13 protein-coding genes are annotated in these 15,224 nt (G+C 47.1%); 1 reads left to right on the top strand and 12 read right to left on the bottom strand.

Translation table 11 applies throughout. From position 1 onward, the window contains the following. Positions 1-12: 12 nt before the first annotated feature. The 10 genes from ABIN22_RS04975 to ABIN22_RS04930 all read right to left on the bottom strand — a co-directional run bounded on the left by ABIN22_RS04975 (position 13) and on the right by ABIN22_RS04930 (position 11,850). Positions 13-1,014 (bottom strand): Gfo/Idh/MocA family protein, encoded by a 1,002-nt coding sequence (locus ABIN22_RS04975; RefSeq protein WP_346907043.1) that lies wholly within the window; start codon positions 1,012-1,014, stop codon positions 13-15. Between the two features lie 18 nt (positions 1,015-1,032). Continuing rightward, positions 1,033-2,238, bottom strand: a complete 1,206-nt coding sequence (locus ABIN22_RS04970) for a Gfo/Idh/MocA family protein (protein ID WP_346907041.1) — start codon at positions 2,236-2,238, stop codon at positions 1,033-1,035. A 70-nt stretch (positions 2,239-2,308) separates the two neighbouring features. Further along, entirely contained in the window at positions 2,309-3,184 is an 876-nt protein-coding gene (locus ABIN22_RS04965; protein ID WP_346907039.1) for a sugar phosphate isomerase/epimerase family protein, read from the bottom strand. Between the two features lie 132 nt (positions 3,185-3,316). Beyond that, complete coding sequence (locus ABIN22_RS04960) at positions 3,317-4,537, bottom strand: helix-turn-helix domain-containing protein (RefSeq protein ID WP_346907037.1); 1,221 nt, start codon at positions 4,535-4,537, stop codon at positions 3,317-3,319. Between the two features lie 134 nt (positions 4,538-4,671). After that, positions 4,672-6,750, bottom strand: coding sequence for a cytidylate kinase family protein (locus ABIN22_RS04955; RefSeq protein WP_346907035.1), 2,079 nt, complete (start codon positions 6,748-6,750; stop codon positions 4,672-4,674). A 37-nt stretch (positions 6,751-6,787) separates the two neighbouring features. Next, the gene (locus tag ABIN22_RS04950; RefSeq protein WP_118620956.1) at positions 6,788-7,690 is read right to left on the bottom strand and encodes a sugar phosphate isomerase/epimerase family protein; all 903 of its coding nucleotides are present in this window, start codon (positions 7,688-7,690) and stop codon (positions 6,788-6,790) included. Between the two features lie 23 nt (positions 7,691-7,713). Beyond that, on the bottom strand, positions 7,714-8,610 hold the full coding sequence (iolE, locus tag ABIN22_RS04945) for a myo-inosose-2 dehydratase (RefSeq protein ID WP_346907032.1): 897 nt from the start codon (positions 8,608-8,610) through the stop codon (positions 7,714-7,716). Between the two features lie 19 nt (positions 8,611-8,629). Then, entirely contained in the window at positions 8,630-9,463 is an 834-nt protein-coding gene (locus tag ABIN22_RS04940) for a sugar phosphate isomerase/epimerase family protein (RefSeq protein ID WP_346907030.1), read from the bottom strand. 106 nt (positions 9,464-9,569) lie between these two features. Continuing rightward, positions 9,570-10,574: a Gfo/Idh/MocA family protein gene (locus ABIN22_RS04935; protein WP_109729978.1), complete on the bottom strand. Its 1,005-nt coding sequence runs from the start codon at positions 10,572-10,574 to the stop codon at positions 9,570-9,572. A gap of 250 nt (positions 10,575-10,824) precedes the next feature. Then, a complete protein-coding gene (locus tag ABIN22_RS04930) occupies positions 10,825-11,850 on the bottom strand; it encodes a LacI family DNA-binding transcriptional regulator (RefSeq protein ID WP_346907028.1) in 1,026 nt (341 codons plus the stop codon). 237 nt (positions 11,851-12,087) lie between these two features. Here ABIN22_RS04930 and ABIN22_RS04925 point away from each other — a divergent pair, with 237 nt between their 5' ends. Next, a complete protein-coding gene (locus ABIN22_RS04925) occupies positions 12,088-13,491 on the top strand; it encodes a Sapep family Mn(2+)-dependent dipeptidase (protein ID WP_346907026.1) in 1,404 nt (467 codons plus the stop codon). Between the two features lie 20 nt (positions 13,492-13,511). On the opposite strand, the gene ABIN22_RS04920 is transcribed toward ABIN22_RS04925, so the two are convergent. Both ABIN22_RS04920 and ABIN22_RS04915 read right to left on the bottom strand, forming a co-directional pair. Then, positions 13,512-14,186, bottom strand: a complete 675-nt coding sequence (locus ABIN22_RS04920) for an aspartate/glutamate racemase family protein (protein ID WP_346907024.1) — start codon at positions 14,184-14,186, stop codon at positions 13,512-13,514. A gap of 81 nt (positions 14,187-14,267) precedes the next feature. Beyond that, complete coding sequence (locus ABIN22_RS04915; protein WP_346907022.1) at positions 14,268-15,212, bottom strand: aminopeptidase; 945 nt, start codon at positions 15,210-15,212, stop codon at positions 14,268-14,270. Between the last annotated feature and the right edge of the window lie 12 nt (positions 15,213-15,224).

Genomic DNA, 15,224 nt, shown 5'->3' with positions numbered 1-15,224 from the left:
TCCTTTCTATCTCTACAAAGTAATAAACTGAGCGGTTCTTCCAGACTTCTGTATGGCATCTATCAGCCTCATGCTCATTACCGCATCCGATACGTGAAGGTAGTTCTGGCTCTCCCTTTCAAGCGCATCGTAAAACAGTGTTATAAGCCTGCCGTGGCTGGCCCCATAATAAAACTTTGTCCCCGGAACCTTATTGTCCTCTGCCAATTCCACTTTGCCGCCGTCCGGCATCAGACGGTACAAAATATTATCCATGATTACAAATTCCGCCCTTTCAAGCTGCACCGCTATCTGAACGCTCTCGTTTTTATAATTCGCGTTGGTAGCTGTAAACAATCCGGAAGCGCCACTCTCATAAATAAGGCGTGCCGTAACCGTGTCCTCCACCTCGATCCCGTAATCCAGAAGCTGCCCTGAGGATGCCTTTACCCCTTTTACAGGGCCGCCCAGATAATAGAGTAAATCCAGCGTATGGATGGACTGGTTAATCATACATCCGCCCCCGGCGGTTTTCCATTTTCCCCGCCACGGTTTTTCCTCATAATATTCTCTGGTTCTGCACCATAAGACGCTTCCCCTTGTTCCTGTCACATTCCCATACTCCCGGCTGTCAATGATTTTCTTTAGCATTTCGACAGACTCATTAAAACGGTTCTGCAGGCAGATTCCTATGTGCATCTTTGGGTGTTCCTTCTCAAAAGCTGCAAACTCTGCAGCCTCCTTTGCATTTATAGCTGCAGGCTTTTCACAGAATACGTGGGCCCCCATGCCGATACATGCCCGGGATACGGGTACATGCAGATAATGCGGCAGGCAGATATGGACGGAATCCGGCTTCTCTTGTCTGAGCATTTCTTCATAATCTGTATAAAATGGGATTGACTCCGGTGCATAAGCTTTCCGTTCTGCATCAATGTCACAGACAGCTGCCAGCATAATATTCGGATTTTCCTGAATCGCCCGGATATGAATGCCGGATATATCCCCCAGGCCGATTACAGCTGCTCTCTTCATTCTCTTTCCCCCTTTCGCTTAATTCTCCTGACGTACAGGAAACAAGCCTTCTTCAGCAATCCGCTTATTAAGTTCTTCGAGATATAAGTCCTCATCCACAGGATTGTCCACTTCCTTTCCCAGCCACGAAGAAAGCAGAGTTGCATTCGCTAAGTTCACACCATGAATCCCCTCCGAGCCCGGTGCCAGAAGAGGGGCCCCCGTCAGGATATGTAATGCGAAATCCTCCATAACCGTCATATGCTGTGCGCCCCAGCAGTCGGCGTTCTCAAAGGTTTCCACCGTGAACATTTCATTGGATTTCGCTGCATTCCCCTGTACAAGCTGCATCACGTCCAGCATACTCAGCGTGGCGTTCATCTCGGCTTCACTCTTTTTAAGGCGTATCACCGTGGCTGTCGCACTTCCCTCAACCACAATCTTCCCGCCGGACAAGTCAATCTCCAGACGGTCCGTACCAATCGGGTCATGGGTGCAGGTAATAAAGCTTCCCGTGGCCCCGTTCGGGTATTCGGTCACGATAGTCACATCATTCTCCACACCGATTTCTCTGTGACATCCATACAGGCACTTGGCGTATACCTTACTCGGCACGCCACAGATCCATTGCCATAAATCCAGCTGGTGGGGAGCCTGGTTCACAAGAACCCCTCCGCCTTCCCCGCCCCATGTGGCCCGCCAGTCACTCTGCCGGTAATAACTGTCCGGCCTCCACCATGAATTGATGATCCAGTTGGAACGGCGGATTTCACCCAGCTCTTTGGAATCCACTATTGCTTTTATTTTCTGGTATAATTGGTTCGTACGCTGGTTAAACATGATTCCAAACGCCACGTCAGGATGGGCTGTGGCACACTCATTCATCTCGCGGACTGCCTTTGCATAAACACCTGCCGGTTTTTCCACCAGTACATGGCAGCCGTGTTCTAAGCAGTAAATGGCAATTTCCGGATGCAGATAGTGGGGGACTGTAGTCACCACGGCGTCCACATCTCCTGAATTCACCATGTCCTTCCAGTCTTTATAGAAAGGAATTTCCGGATACTTCTCCCTGCAGATTGCTTCTTTCTCAGGGTCAATATCACACAGGGCACCCAGAGTACAGTGAGGCGGGCACTCTGGCGCCGGGATTCCCTGAACTCTTCCCTTACCTGTTAAAAAACCAGCATAGGCCCCTCCCTGGGCACCAATACCAATGAGTCCAAAACGAATCTTTTTTTCCATAACTTCCTTCTCCTTTTCATTTTTTATAAACTACACTTTTTGAATCTCGTTTCCCAGCCGGAAGATGCATTTACATCCCCTCCAGAATTTTACATAAAGCATGGTACTGCATGGCATATCCTTCTGCTCCGTCCTTCGCCTTGTTCTCGCGGATAACGCTCTTCGCATCCTCCTTTTCCAGAGATGACAGGGAATCAAACAGTACCAGATGGGGTTCCAGCGTTAAAAATCCCTCATACCCTTCTTCCCTGATGGCCCTTGTCAGAAGCTTTTGAATCTTTCCATCTCCCGTTCCACATACTACATTTTCCTTATTTCCAGATTGTGCATCTTTGATGTGGATATAAGAAATATAAGGTTTTAAAAGATTCCAGCATGCCTCGGTATCTTCTTTACACTGTACAAAATTAGCAAAGTCAAATGCACAGCGAAGGTGTGGGTCTCTAAATTCTTCCATTAGTAATCTGCACCGTTCTTTGGTATCACCGAAAATCCCTTTTTCATTCTCATGGAGGAGAACCAATCCATAATTTTGGGCGATTTCTAAAAACCGGGCCATTCTGGTAAAAACCGTCTCCCTATAGTCCTCTGGGTTCTTTCCATCTGGAATGTAAAAACTGAAGATCCGGATATATCTGCAGTTTAAAATCCCTGCAATCCTGCACAGGGTGTCCAGCTGCTTAAGCTGCTTTTGAAACCCATCTTCATCTTCCACACCGGCCTTGCCGATCGGGGACCCCAGTGAGGATACCTGAACTTTAAACCGGGCAAGTTCAGGCAGAAGCTGTTCTTTTACTTCCTCCTCCGTGTACGCTTCAATCCCCTTTCCATTTGCAGACCTGAGTGAAATGTAGTGCATCCCCAGTCCCGTTACGGTTTCCAGCTGGGTTGTAAAATCGGCACTGATTTCGTCTGCAAATCCGGAAATCATAAACTTCTCTTTCATTTCTTCCCTCCTTCAGATTTTATCGAGTAAACACACTCTAGCACGGATATTTAAAATCCAGCAGGACAAATATTAGTGATTCAGGTAATATGATTTGTTTTTATCTTATAAGCAAAAAAATAGAACCCCTTTTCAATTAAGGGGTCCTGCATTCTTCGGATAACTCTTTACCTGCCGGACATATTCGGTAGGCGTCATCCCAATTATTTTTTTAAATAGTTTTCGAAAGTAGTTTGCATCATAGATGCCGCTTTCCGAAGCTACATCCTGAATCTGCATATTAGTGGAATTAAGAAGTTTTACGGCCTGCCTGATTCTCTGCTGGTTTACATAATCGGAGTAGGTCACGCTCATCTCTTTCTTAAATAAAGTTGATAAATAACTGGAATTCACAGAATACTCTTCTGCCATCCGTTTTAAAGACAAATCGTCTGTCAGATTTAAATTGATATGGTTCACTACTTTTTGAATCACCGGAGAACAGCCGCGCAGGGAGTAGTTGCGCACCAGCATACAATATTTTCGGAGTATTTCTTCAATAAAGCGGTCATATTCCTGTCTCCTGCTGATTGTTTCAATCCGCTTAGACATCTCGACAGACAGGGCGTCTATATGAGCCGGATGGACACCTCCCGCCTCGGCCGCTTTCCGGCACACAGTATTGGCTATAACCAGCCTGTTTCTCAGATTGCGTACCGGGTCCTTGTACCTGTTGTCTACCTTGTATTTTCCCATCAGGTTAAAAGCTTTCACAGCCTCTTCGGTATTACCGGAGGATATCGCCTTCAGCATATCCGCCTCGACGGCATAGCGCTCCTCAATCATTCGAAAGGACAGTACATCTTTTGCCGTCTCAAACTGATATTCGCTTATGAGTCCCGTCAGGGTCACATATTCCTCCCGGATGTGCATTTTTTCCTGATACAGGACCCTCGTCATGGTTCTGCACATTTCTCTCCACTGGTCCATATTATTCAGAATCGGTACAGCGTTGTAGTATTCCTTCAATTCATTCACATAGCTTCTGGGGATTGCCTTTCTCTCCATCAGCTCATTCAGCTGTACCTGATCCAGATATCCGTCCCTGTAAGGCCCAAGAATCACAAAATCCCCGTATGGCTCCTCCTTTGGTATCGGAACTACACTATATTCCACGTCAAAATAATCATTTACATAACAAATCGTTCCCTCTTTGCCAAAATCTCTGATTAACTGGATAAAGTATTCCTTTTCCCCCGGCTGCAGCAGTGTCTGGCGGAGTCCCAGATCGAAATCCGGTATGTCATCTGTCCCGGATTTTACCAATGTCAGATTAATATTGCTGCACCAAACAATGTGTTTCCACATTTCCATAAAATCAACCGTCATAGACTTCCTTCACTACTTTCTTTTTTCAACATTATATACTATATCCGTGCCCTTTTCTACACACAGACACTTTTAAAGAAAGCAGTTCAATATCAAAAGTAGTTTTAGAGGAAGAATTATCAGCCCTTCTGTTTCTCTTTCTTCTCAACATAATCGAGTATCATGCGCACCGCACCTTCCACTCCGGTTTTTCCGACATTTACTACCATATCGTAATGTTTCGGGTCATCCCTTCTGGCACCTGTGAATTTCCGGTAATACTCATTACGCTGTTCATCCCTCTCTTTGAGTTCCTTCAGACTCTGACCCTCATAATACTCGGCGCCCTCCCGCTCACGGTACTCATCATCCGCATACAGGAAGAACGAATATGTATGAGGCTGCTTTGCCAGTACAAAGTTTGCACAGCGGCCGAGGAATACTCCCGGAGACTTACTTGCAAGTTCCAGAATCACTCTGCTCTGCTCCGTAAACATGCTCACATCTGTCATATCCTCCGCAACTCCCGCTGCCGGATATGTATATGGTGAGAAAGTAAGAGGTTCATTTTCATTGTATGAGTCCAGATATTTCTGCACATCTCCCATCTGTGCGTCTTCCAGCCCCAGCTTCTCTGCCAGCAGACAGATAATCTGCCTGTCATAAACCCTGCACTCAAGCTCTTTTGCAAGGCCTTCTGCGATCCTTCTTCCGCTTGCGCCATAGACACGTCCGATGGCAATATTGATTTTGTTTCCGTTTACTGACTGTGGGATATCCACTGTATCTCCGGATCCGGCTGCATCTTTGCCCTCTCTTGCAATCAGCTCACGCATCATGCGGTCATACTTTTTATCGAGTTTATAGCAAAGGGCAATCAGGAACATAATGATCCAGATTGCGATCGGTACATAAAGGTAAAATGTCCTGATTACGGAGACCGCCTCTGCCGTCTGCTCTGCCGCAGTGGCTTTCAGCCCGTCAAATGCCGCCATAGAAAGAACAGCACCCATGATTGCAGATGTGAAGCCTGAACCAGCTTTCTGTCCCATACTCATAGAAGAAAACATCAGCCCTTCGATCCGCAGCCCGGTTTTCCACTGTCCGTACTCGATCGCATCGCTAGGCAGTGAATACTGGACTCCATAGAACGGGGCGATTCCGATCCCCCTCATGATGCAGGTCGCAATACCAAGGGTCACGCTTGTACTATTAAGGAGAAACAGCAGCTGCCCCGCAATCCCGAGCAGGCACCCTGCACAAATCAGGTTCCTTTTCCCGAATTTCGGCAGTAACTTCGGCAGCAATGCAATACCTATAATGGTTGCAATTTTTTCAGATGCAGACAGAGGCATAACCAAATCCACATTGCCTAAAATATACTGGCAGTAATAGGTCAGGTCCGTTCCGATAATGATCTGGTACACCGTATAAAACAGCATCAGTCCCAGTGCAATCAGGAAATAAGGATTTGTCACCGTCGCCTTTAAGGCGGTCCAGAACGGAATATTTTCTTTGCTTTTCTGTGCAGTCTGCACGCGCTCCGTGCAGGTTGTGTATGTATTCAGAAGTACAAACACGGAAATTACCGCATATACACTCGTCACGATGATCCACGCCGCCTGTTCGTTGTGTATCATCCCGGCTACTTTGTTAATCAGCGGCAGGGTAAATGCCGTGATGACCATGCTGGCCGTGATGGACAGAACCATACGGACATTGCAAATAACATCTCTTTCCCTGCGGTCACGGCTCATCAGGGAACCTAGCGCATGGAACGGCTGGCTGATCGCCGTATAGACGACCGTATTCATAATATTATAAGTGACGAAAGCGTATATGATTTTCCCTGTGGGCCCCAGCCCCGGCATCGTAAATAGTACTACGGCAGCCAGTGCATACGGGACGGCCAGACGCAGGATCCAGATTCTGGATTTTCCGTATTTCGAATGCGTGCGGTCTATAATGGTCCCCATCAGGACGTCTGAGAAACCGTCAAACACACGGGATACAAGCATGATCATTCCGACTGCCCCTGCTGAGATTCCCACCACATTTGTATAGAAATAAATGAGAAGGGTGGTTGTCATTGTATACATCAGTGTCAGCGCCGGATCGCCGAAACAATACGCGAGCTTCTCCGATACCGGCACTTTTACAAATTCGTTCATGTCCTTCCCATGCTGCTTAAAATTCAATAATTCGGCTGGTGATTTCATAATACAGATTCCTCCCGGTTCTTATCTGCGTAAGAGCCTATCTCAAGAGTTCTTTCTCTATCCTCTCTCTTGCACGCGGTGCTTCTACATCCATGCGTTCCGGGTATCCGAATATGGATACACAGGATATTGCGTCTCCGCCAACCTTAAATGTCTTATTTGCAAAATCCATTTTACGCAAAGTTTCAAAAATTCCTTCAAAATCCACATCGCCCTCTCCCATCGGGTTATGCTGGTGGATGGAAACATCTTCTTTCCCCCTCTGGTTCAGCCACGGTGGATTCAGGATATACCGGCAGTCCTTCGTCTGGTTGAAGGTATCTGCGAAAAGTACATGACTCAGATCGTCTCCCGCATATTCCAGCATGGAACGGACGTCCCCTTTTCCCTGGTCATAGAAGAAACCGTGGGGTGCAGAGTACACATATTTCAGGTTGTCAGAGCGGTAACTCTTCACAAGGTCGCAGGTTTCATTATTCAGCTCGCAAAAATCCCACGGATGTGACTGGATCTCTACACGTATTCCTTCCTTCTCAAAAAGCGGAAGCAGCTCATCCATTGAGCGGAACCACATACCATTGCAGATCTCCTGCTGGTTCGGGTCGCCGGAAAGCTCCGTGTTGATTACCTGTACGCCCATATCCACGGCGATCTCCACGATACGCTTCCAGTTCTCCACCGCAATCCTGCGCTGCTCCTCCGTCGGCCCCGACCACCGGTATACCACAATGAAAGAGGAAATCTCCACGCCCGTTTCCCTCAGGGCCCTGCGGTACTCTGCCTCACACTCTCTGGAGAAAAGCGGGTGCTTGTAAAACGGATTGATCCTCGGATGCGGTGACTGTTCGATATATTTATATCCCCAGTCCGCAACCTGATGTACCATATCGCTGATCCCCATCTGTTTTGCGAGGACATCAACGTCAAATGCAATCTTCATAATCAGACTCTCCTCTCATTTTCTTACAAACCAGTTTTTTCTGCAATATATTTTCTCGCCTTTAGTGCATATTCGAATGGATTCGCTTTCGCCGGGTCCTGTTCTGCCTCTACGACCACCCAGCCTTGGTAATCTGCTTCCTCCAGAATCTGGAAAATCGGTACAAAATCCACATCCCCGTCTCCCGGTACGGTAAATGTCCCCGCACGCACGCCTTTTAAGAAACTCCATTTCCCGTCCCTCGACTGCTTTACAACTTCTTTTCTTAAGTCTTTCAGATGGACGTGGCGGACCCTGTCCACATATTTCTTCAGAATCTTTTCCGGATCAATGCCGGCAAATGACAGGTGGCCGCTGTCAAACAGCAGGAAGACCAGTTCCGGATTCACAGATTTCATAAAACGGTCAATCTCCTCTTCCGTCTGCACAACCGTACCCATGTGGTGGTGGAAAGTGAGCACCATGTCCTGGTCTTTCGCAATCCTGCCGAGCTTGTTCAGGCCTGTCACCAGCTTCTCCCACTCTTCGTCATTCATCACATACTTGCCTTCCTGAATGGGATGGTCCAGCATTCCCTGTATGCTGTAGCTCTGCTCGGAAACACCGATGCATTTCGCCCCCACCTGCGTTAGGAACTGGCACTGTTTGATAAAGGCAGCTTCTGTCTCCTCATACGGCCTGCTGATCAGAAACGAGGAAAACCATTGGTTGCAGATTGTCATGCCCCTCAGGTCAAGGGCTTTCTTCAATACTTTTGGATCAGCAGGATAATGACTGCCCACTTCTGAGCCCTTGAATCCGGCGAGGGCCATCTCGCTTATTGTCTGCTCAAATGTATTTTCCTTTCCCAGATCAGGCATGTCATCGTTCGTCCACCCGATCGGGGCAATTCCAAGAGATACTTTATTTTTATCAAGCATGATGATTCCTCCTAATGTCCTATCCGAAATATTTCTGCACGAATGCTTTTGTTACTTCTGCTGCCTTCTTCACATTTTCATCCAATGACATCTCATAATATTCCGGACGGAATTCTTCAATCGTACATACACCGTCAAATCCGATTGATTTCAATGCAGCTGCAATCCCTGCATGGTCCACAACGCCTTCTCCCGGCCAGAGACGCTTGTCATCTCCACAGGAACCAAGCGGCAGGTCTTCACAGTCATTCAGGTGGTATGCAAAAATCTTCTTTCCGTCTGCATTCTGAAGGTCCTCGAGCTTTGAGCACATTTCGTGGAAGTGGAAAGTATCTACCGTAATACCTACATTGTCTCTGTCTGCAGCCTTTACGACATCATAGGCTGTTCCGAACTGATTAATAGAGCAGTTTGGAGCACCACAGAATTCCAAGGAGATGTTGATGCCGGAGCCGACCTTGTCGGAAAGATAACGGAGTCTCTGTACAGCCTCTTCCTTGATCTCTGAAACACTCTTGTCTTTTACGTCAAACTGAGGTACGGTAATCAGCATTTTCATATCAATTGCATTGCAGACCTTAATAATGAAATCCGTTTCCTCATCGATCTCTTTTACCCCCTCCTCATCTCTCTGGTTGAAGTAGATCAGGGTGTTGTAAGCCCACGGTTTCAGATGGTGGTTCTGAAACCAGTCAGCGAGTTCTTCCAGTGTGTGGTCCTTCAGGTAATCCTTGATGCAGTCAAAACGAATCTCTATGTAATCAAAACCATATTTTTCACATGCTTCCAAATCTGCCATTAAAGACTGTCCTTTACACTCCAGTGCTGTTGCTTCATTAAATCCTATTTTCATTTTCATATCCTCCTGTCAACGAGTTCTCTTCCCGAGACTACTATATTGATTTATTTTAATATCCTAATTATTTTAGCGTACACGTGCACGCGTTATTCAAAAAAAATTATTTATAGAATTCTGGTTTTTCAACGGTTACAACTTTTTCAATCTCCCCGCTTTCCTGAGCCTTTACGAGTGCATCTGCCGTAACAGCCGCAAGGTAGCCGTCCCATGTACTTGGCCCTTCAATTACTCCTGCTGCCGCACAGTCAACCCAGTTCTGGATCTCTGCATCATATGCGTCTTTGAAGAGTACGAAGCAGTCTGTTGTGATTTCTGTAGAACACTGTGCATTCTTTCTGACAGAAGGAGCCATCGGTGTTCCCATCTTCAGTGCGCCGTCCTCGCAGACAACTTCACAGTTGATATCATACCCGAACTTACAGTTTACAAAACATTCCACATCAATGCAGATACCGCTCTTTGTACGCATAAGCATAATCTGTGGATCTTTCAGTTCGGAGTGTGAGTACTTCGTTACCTTTGGCATGATCACCTGAACGCTGTCATAGTCGTCATCTACAAGCCAGTGGCAAAGGTCGATCTCATGGATCACGGTGTCGTGTACTGCCATTGGTGTGTTATAGTTTGTTCCAACCTCTGGATTCCTGTGTGTGCAGTGCATGATCAGCGGCTCACCATACTCTCCTGTCGCAATCGCGTCCTTGATCTGGTTGTACCCCTTGTGGTAACGACGCATGAACCCGAGCTGGATCAGATGCTTTCCTGACTGTACCTCTGCATCCATAACCTTTCTACAGTCATCTGCCGTTGTACACAGCGGCTTCTCGCAGAATACTCTTTTTCCGGCTTTAATCGCCTCCAGAAGGTCATCCACATGTGCAAATCCCGGCGATACAATTAATACTGCATCTACATCCGGATCGTGAATCAGTGCCTTCCCGTCTGTGTAAATCTTTGCCCCGCCTGCAATCCCGGCAGCTTTCTTTGCACCTTCCTCAAATACATCTGATACGGCAGTTACCTGTGCCCCCTGAATTCTCTCTGTGATTCTCTGGATATGATCTCTTCCCATTCCGCCGCATCCGATTACTCCTACATTTAACATTTTTGTTTCCACCTTTCATCTTGTTTGTTTTATGATGTGTTCTTGTTTTTGTTTCTGTGATTGTATAATATCATTGCGGGCACGTGTACGCAATAGTTTAATTGCACAAATTTTAATCTCCATTTTTATTCAACTTCACTATTTGACAATTAATAAACAAAAAAAATGTGCAAAATGACTTTTTCCACTGCTGAAAAAATGCTTTTTGCACATTTCTTTGTTAAATTTAACCAGATCCCCTCAGGGAGATTTATATATTATATTTTGTTTTTATCACAATCTCTGTATACTGGTATTCTTCCTCCGGGTCCTTTCCGTCAAACAGTTTGTCAAACAGCACCATGACCGGCCTGTAGCCCTGTGAATAAGCATCCTGTCCCAGAATAAACTGAATCGTCCCGTTCTTAAGTGACTCGATGTTGGAATCCGTGATGTCATTGGAAATCACTTTTACACTTCCTTTAAGTCCCTTCTCCCCAATCACCTGGCAGACGCCCTTCGCACCGGAGGCTGCCAGATAGATTCCGTTTAATTCTTTATGTTCTTTTAGAACTTCCTGTGTAATCTCTGCCGCCGCCCTGTCATTATCATAAGCATACCGGATTCCAAGCAGCTTAACATCCGGCCTGCAATAGTTCAGTTCATTGATAAACCCCTCCGCACGCTCCTTGTGGGATTGATTGGACGCATAGCCTGAAATCACCTGGACAACTGCATTATCCGGCAAAATTTCCGCCATAAGGCCGGCTGCCGTTCTTCCGCTCTGTCCCGCATTCTGCCCGATGAAACACATTCGCTTTGTTCCTGCTGCATCGGAGTTGAATGTAACAACAGAGATGCCCTCTTCTGTAAACTGGTCGATCGTATCGGCCAGCTTTTCTTCATCTGACGCGACGAGGCCGATCCCGTTGTAACCGGCCCCCTTCATCTTATGCATTGCCGCTATAACCTTGTCAGAATCAAGCTCTGATATCTTCCTGATAGTTACCGTGGCACCGAGGCGCTCAACTTCCTGCTTCGCGTCCTTTGCCCCTTCCAGCACCCCCTGCATAAACGGGGTTTCCATAGACTGTATGATGATCCCGATCTTGATCGAGTGCTTTGCCATCGCCAGCGCTCTTCCCGCTCTATTCGGCTGGTATCCCATCTCATCTGCAATTTTCCTGATCTTTGCAGCCACCTCCGGATTGATCCGCCCGCGCTCTTTCAAAGCACGGTCTACAGTCCCCCGGGACACACCCGCTTTATCGGCAATCTGCTGTAATGTTACCGCCATTGTACTCTTCTCCCACTTACTTTTCTTCCTACTGCCAATTCAGCACTTAGACATCCTTTTTTAGAATCTCATTATACAAAATTATGAATTGCACGAGTTTCTTCCCTATGATACTATATTTTTATATTGTTTTGTACTAATCATGAACATTGTTTGCTATTTTGTCAACATTTTTTTAAGTTTCTATTACAACGGTACTATTAAACATTTTTTCATTTTGACAAAAGGAATTTTTTTATGAAAAATCAGATGTTATTTGGTCATAAGATAGATCAATATTTTGACGATATGCTGGCAGACCTTGGCGCATTAGTTTCTATCCCTTCTGTATGTGATACCTCCTCCAGGCAAAAACCATTTGGCCAGCCATGCAGGGAGGCACTCGATTACATTCTGAATCTGGCCGGGAGGCTTGGGCTTACGACTGCAAATGTGAATTATTATGCAGGAGAGGCAAGCTATGGTACCGGAAATTCATACATAGATATTTTAACCCACGTCGATGTCGTTCCCGCGGGGGACGGATGGAATACAGACCCCTATGAAATGGTGAAAAAAGGAAGCTTTTTATATGGACGGGGTACGGCAGATGACAAAGGTGCCGCCATAGCTTCTCTCTATGCACTCAAGGCACTGAAGGACGCACATGTTACAGGCAATTACTGCCTCCGCACGGTATTTGGCTGTGGTGAAGAGATTGGAAGCAACGATTTGGATGTGTATTACCGCAAACGTGGATATCCCGTAATGGGATTTACTCCGGACTGTTCTTATGGAATCTGCGGCAGCGAGAAAGGAATCCTGTGTGCAGACTTCTCTGTCCCACACAGCAGATGCAGCGTTGTCAAGTCTTTCCATGCAGGACTTGCTGTAAATGCAGTTCCGGACAGGGCACATGCAGAAATTTTTTGTTCTAATATACAGTATGACAAGTTAAAGGCCGCCATTCAGGGAAATTCCGGTTTTTCCATCCGAAAAGAGGGGGATCTCGCCTTCCTTAACACTGTCGGGAAAGCCGCACACGGTGCAGAACCTGAACTGGGAGAAAATGCAGCATCGAAACTCATACATCTGTTATATGAGGTATTTACGCGGGATGAATTAGGACTGTTACTGACATTTGCCGCTGAAAAAATCGGGTTGGAATATGATGGTTCCTCACTGGGAATCCGAATGGCCGACAAGGAATCCGGCCCCCTGACTTTAAATGCCGGGATAGTTGCTGTGCAGGATGGCACGGAGCTTATATCAGCTGATATCCGCTATCCCGTCACTGCTTCAAAAGAAATGATTATAAATCAGCTTAGGCAAAATGCCACTGCATATCAGGTAACCGTTACAGAAATAAAGCATATGGCACCGCTTCATATCCCCGCGGAATCCTTCATGATTTCGGCAATGTCTGACGCCTATAGGGCCGTTACCGGAGAAAACTGTAATATCTATTCCACTGGCGGCGGAACCTATGCAAGACATGCCCGCAATACCGTTGCCGCATTCGGGCCTGTCTTTCCGGACGAGCCGCCCAGCAATGCACATGGTCCCAATGAACATATCGAACTGGGGCATTACTTAAAGCACTCAAGAATCTGTCTGGAGGCAATGTACCGTCTGTTCACTGCCCCCATTTCTGTTCAGTAATTATTTTCGCTCAGTGGCCATCATTTCCGCTGGCCGATGCGATGTGAAGACCGGCGTACCTTTTCGAAATACGCGAATAAACCCTCTGCTATGACCGGGTCGATGACAGGCAGCCCTGTTGTTTCTTCCAGTTCGCCGGCAATTCCGATCGTCCCCAGTCCCGTGCAGGCCAGTGCGATTACCTGCGCGCCCTGATCTTTCAGCTCCATGCCTTTCTTTAGTGTACTGGCTCTTCCCTCCGGGGTCAGCAGGTCCAGAGTACTGTCTACCCCGTCCGGCTTCCCTAAGATCATTTTCCCATGAAGCAGACGCCTGTATGCGGCAGGGGCATAGTCCGTGATCCCCAGAACCCCGATTTTTTCTCCATACTTAAGCGCCAGTGCGGCCGTTGTCTCTCCGCCGCCCGTTACCGGGATGCCCGGTATCTCTTTTCTGATTTCTTCTACACCGGGGTCGTCCGCGCAGCTGACGATCAGCATATCTGCATCCTGAAATGTCTTTGCTGTCTCAACAATTTTAGGAATGGCTATCCGGCACAGTTCTTCGCTGTGTATTCCCTCATACTGATCGGGAATACATTTCGTCTCTACCTCGATTCCGGGAAATGTTTCCATTATCGTTTTCCCGTGTGCCAGAAGTACTTCCTGATCATCCGTTGTCAGTACCCGGATTAACCCTACTTTAAATGTTTCCATATGTTCCCTCCCGGCCGTATTATGTTTCCGGCCCTGTTACTGTGCCCACCCTTCTGCTGTGCACAGTAACTCCTGCTTTTGCTATACCATGAACTTTCCGTCTTTTATAACGAGAATATCATCCAGATAGAGTGTCGGTTCCAAAATGATCCCATCCATGTGGCACTCTGCCTTGTTGGTCCCTCCAAATGAAGTGTTTGTCCCAAATGCTATATGGACGGTCCCATATACTTTTTCGTCTTCCAGAATAATGCCGTTTAAGACAGCAGCTTCATTCGTTCCGATTCCCAGTTCGCAGAGTGTGGCGTTTTCTTCCGATTTCAGCAGTATGTCCAGATTCTCACTCTTTTTGCCTGTCACAGACCTTAACTTTCCCCCGGAAACCACTACCTCCAGCGGGGCATCCAGTTTTCCGATGCCGACCATAGAACCGTCTATGATCATTTCCCCATCCGAGCCGTCTTCCAGCGGGGCAATATACGCTTCTCCCGACGGAAGGTTGCCGCATTTTCCGGGACACTTGTAAACTCCGGGACTCGGCACCCCGTTCCGGCCTTTTAAGGAAAGATTCAACACCTTCCCTGCTTTTTCAATGCGTGCCGTCTCTGCTGTCGTCAGCATTGCAGTGATCCTGTCCGTGAGTTTTTCCACTTCATTATAATCGGCCGTCATTGCTCCCTGGCTGAACATTTCCTTCGTGATCCCCGGCATGGTTGCCACCCTTGCCCCGGCCGCAGCCGCCTGTATTCTTGCATTTGTATGGGTCAGCGACTTTGCTGAAGGCGCTATCACGATGTCGGCGCCCTTCATCGCTTCCGCAACGGCCTTAGGAGGCTCTTCGCCATTCACGGTCCTCTCTTTCATAATCAGGATCATGCCTTCACATCCAAGATTCTTCGAGGCATCGTAAAATGCTTCGCCGATTTTCCTCCTGCTGTCGTCTGTTACAACAAGCACAGATTCCCCCTCTTTCGCATCCAGACACGATTTCAGGATGCCTTCTGCAATATTTACCAGTTCATTCATGTCTAACTCCTC

The sequence above is a fragment of the Faecalicatena orotica genome, assembly GCF_905197545.1.
GTDB lineage: Bacteria > Bacillota > Clostridia > Lachnospirales > Lachnospiraceae > Faecalicatena_A > Faecalicatena_A orotica.
Note: the sequence above shows the minus strand (reverse complement) of the source record. Positions and strands in the feature narration are given on the sequence as shown.

Excerpts from the sequence above, each read along its gene's own strand:
- ABIN22_RS04975 (WP_346907043.1), bottom strand. The coding sequence starts at position 1,014 with ATGAAGAGAGCAGCTGTAATCGGCCTGGGGGATATATCCGGCATTCAT.
- ABIN22_RS04970 (WP_346907041.1), bottom strand. The coding sequence starts at position 2,238 with ATGGAAAAAAAGATTCGTTTTGGACTCATTGGTATTGGTGCCCAGGGA.
- ABIN22_RS04965 (WP_346907039.1), bottom strand. The coding sequence starts at position 3,184 with ATGAAAGAGAAGTTTATGATTTCCGGATTTGCAGACGAAATCAGTGCC.
- ABIN22_RS04960 (WP_346907037.1), bottom strand. The coding sequence starts at position 4,537 with ATGGAAATGTGGAAACACATTGTTTGGTGCAGCAATATTAATCTGACA.
- ABIN22_RS04955 (WP_346907035.1), bottom strand. The coding sequence starts at position 6,750 with ATGAAATCACCAGCCGAATTATTGAATTTTAAGCAGCATGGGAAGGAC.
- ABIN22_RS04950 (WP_118620956.1), bottom strand. The coding sequence starts at position 7,690 with ATGAAGATTGCATTTGACGTTGATGTCCTCGCAAAACAGATGGGGATC.
- iolE (WP_346907032.1), bottom strand. The coding sequence starts at position 8,610 with ATGCTTGATAAAAATAAAGTATCTCTTGGAATTGCCCCGATCGGGTGG.
- ABIN22_RS04940 (WP_346907030.1), bottom strand. The coding sequence starts at position 9,463 with ATGAAAATAGGATTTAATGAAGCAACAGCACTGGAGTGTAAAGGACAG.
- ABIN22_RS04935 (WP_109729978.1), bottom strand. The coding sequence starts at position 10,574 with ATGTTAAATGTAGGAGTAATCGGATGCGGCGGAATGGGAAGAGATCAT.
- ABIN22_RS04930 (WP_346907028.1), bottom strand. The coding sequence starts at position 11,850 with ATGGCGGTAACATTACAGCAGATTGCCGATAAAGCGGGTGTGTCCCGG.
- ABIN22_RS04925 (WP_346907026.1), top strand. The coding sequence starts at position 12,088 with ATGAAAAATCAGATGTTATTTGGTCATAAGATAGATCAATATTTTGAC.
- ABIN22_RS04920 (WP_346907024.1), bottom strand. The coding sequence starts at position 14,186 with ATGGAAACATTTAAAGTAGGGTTAATCCGGGTACTGACAACGGATGAT.
- ABIN22_RS04915 (WP_346907022.1), bottom strand. The coding sequence starts at position 15,212 with ATGAATGAACTGGTAAATATTGCAGAAGGCATCCTGAAATCGTGTCTG.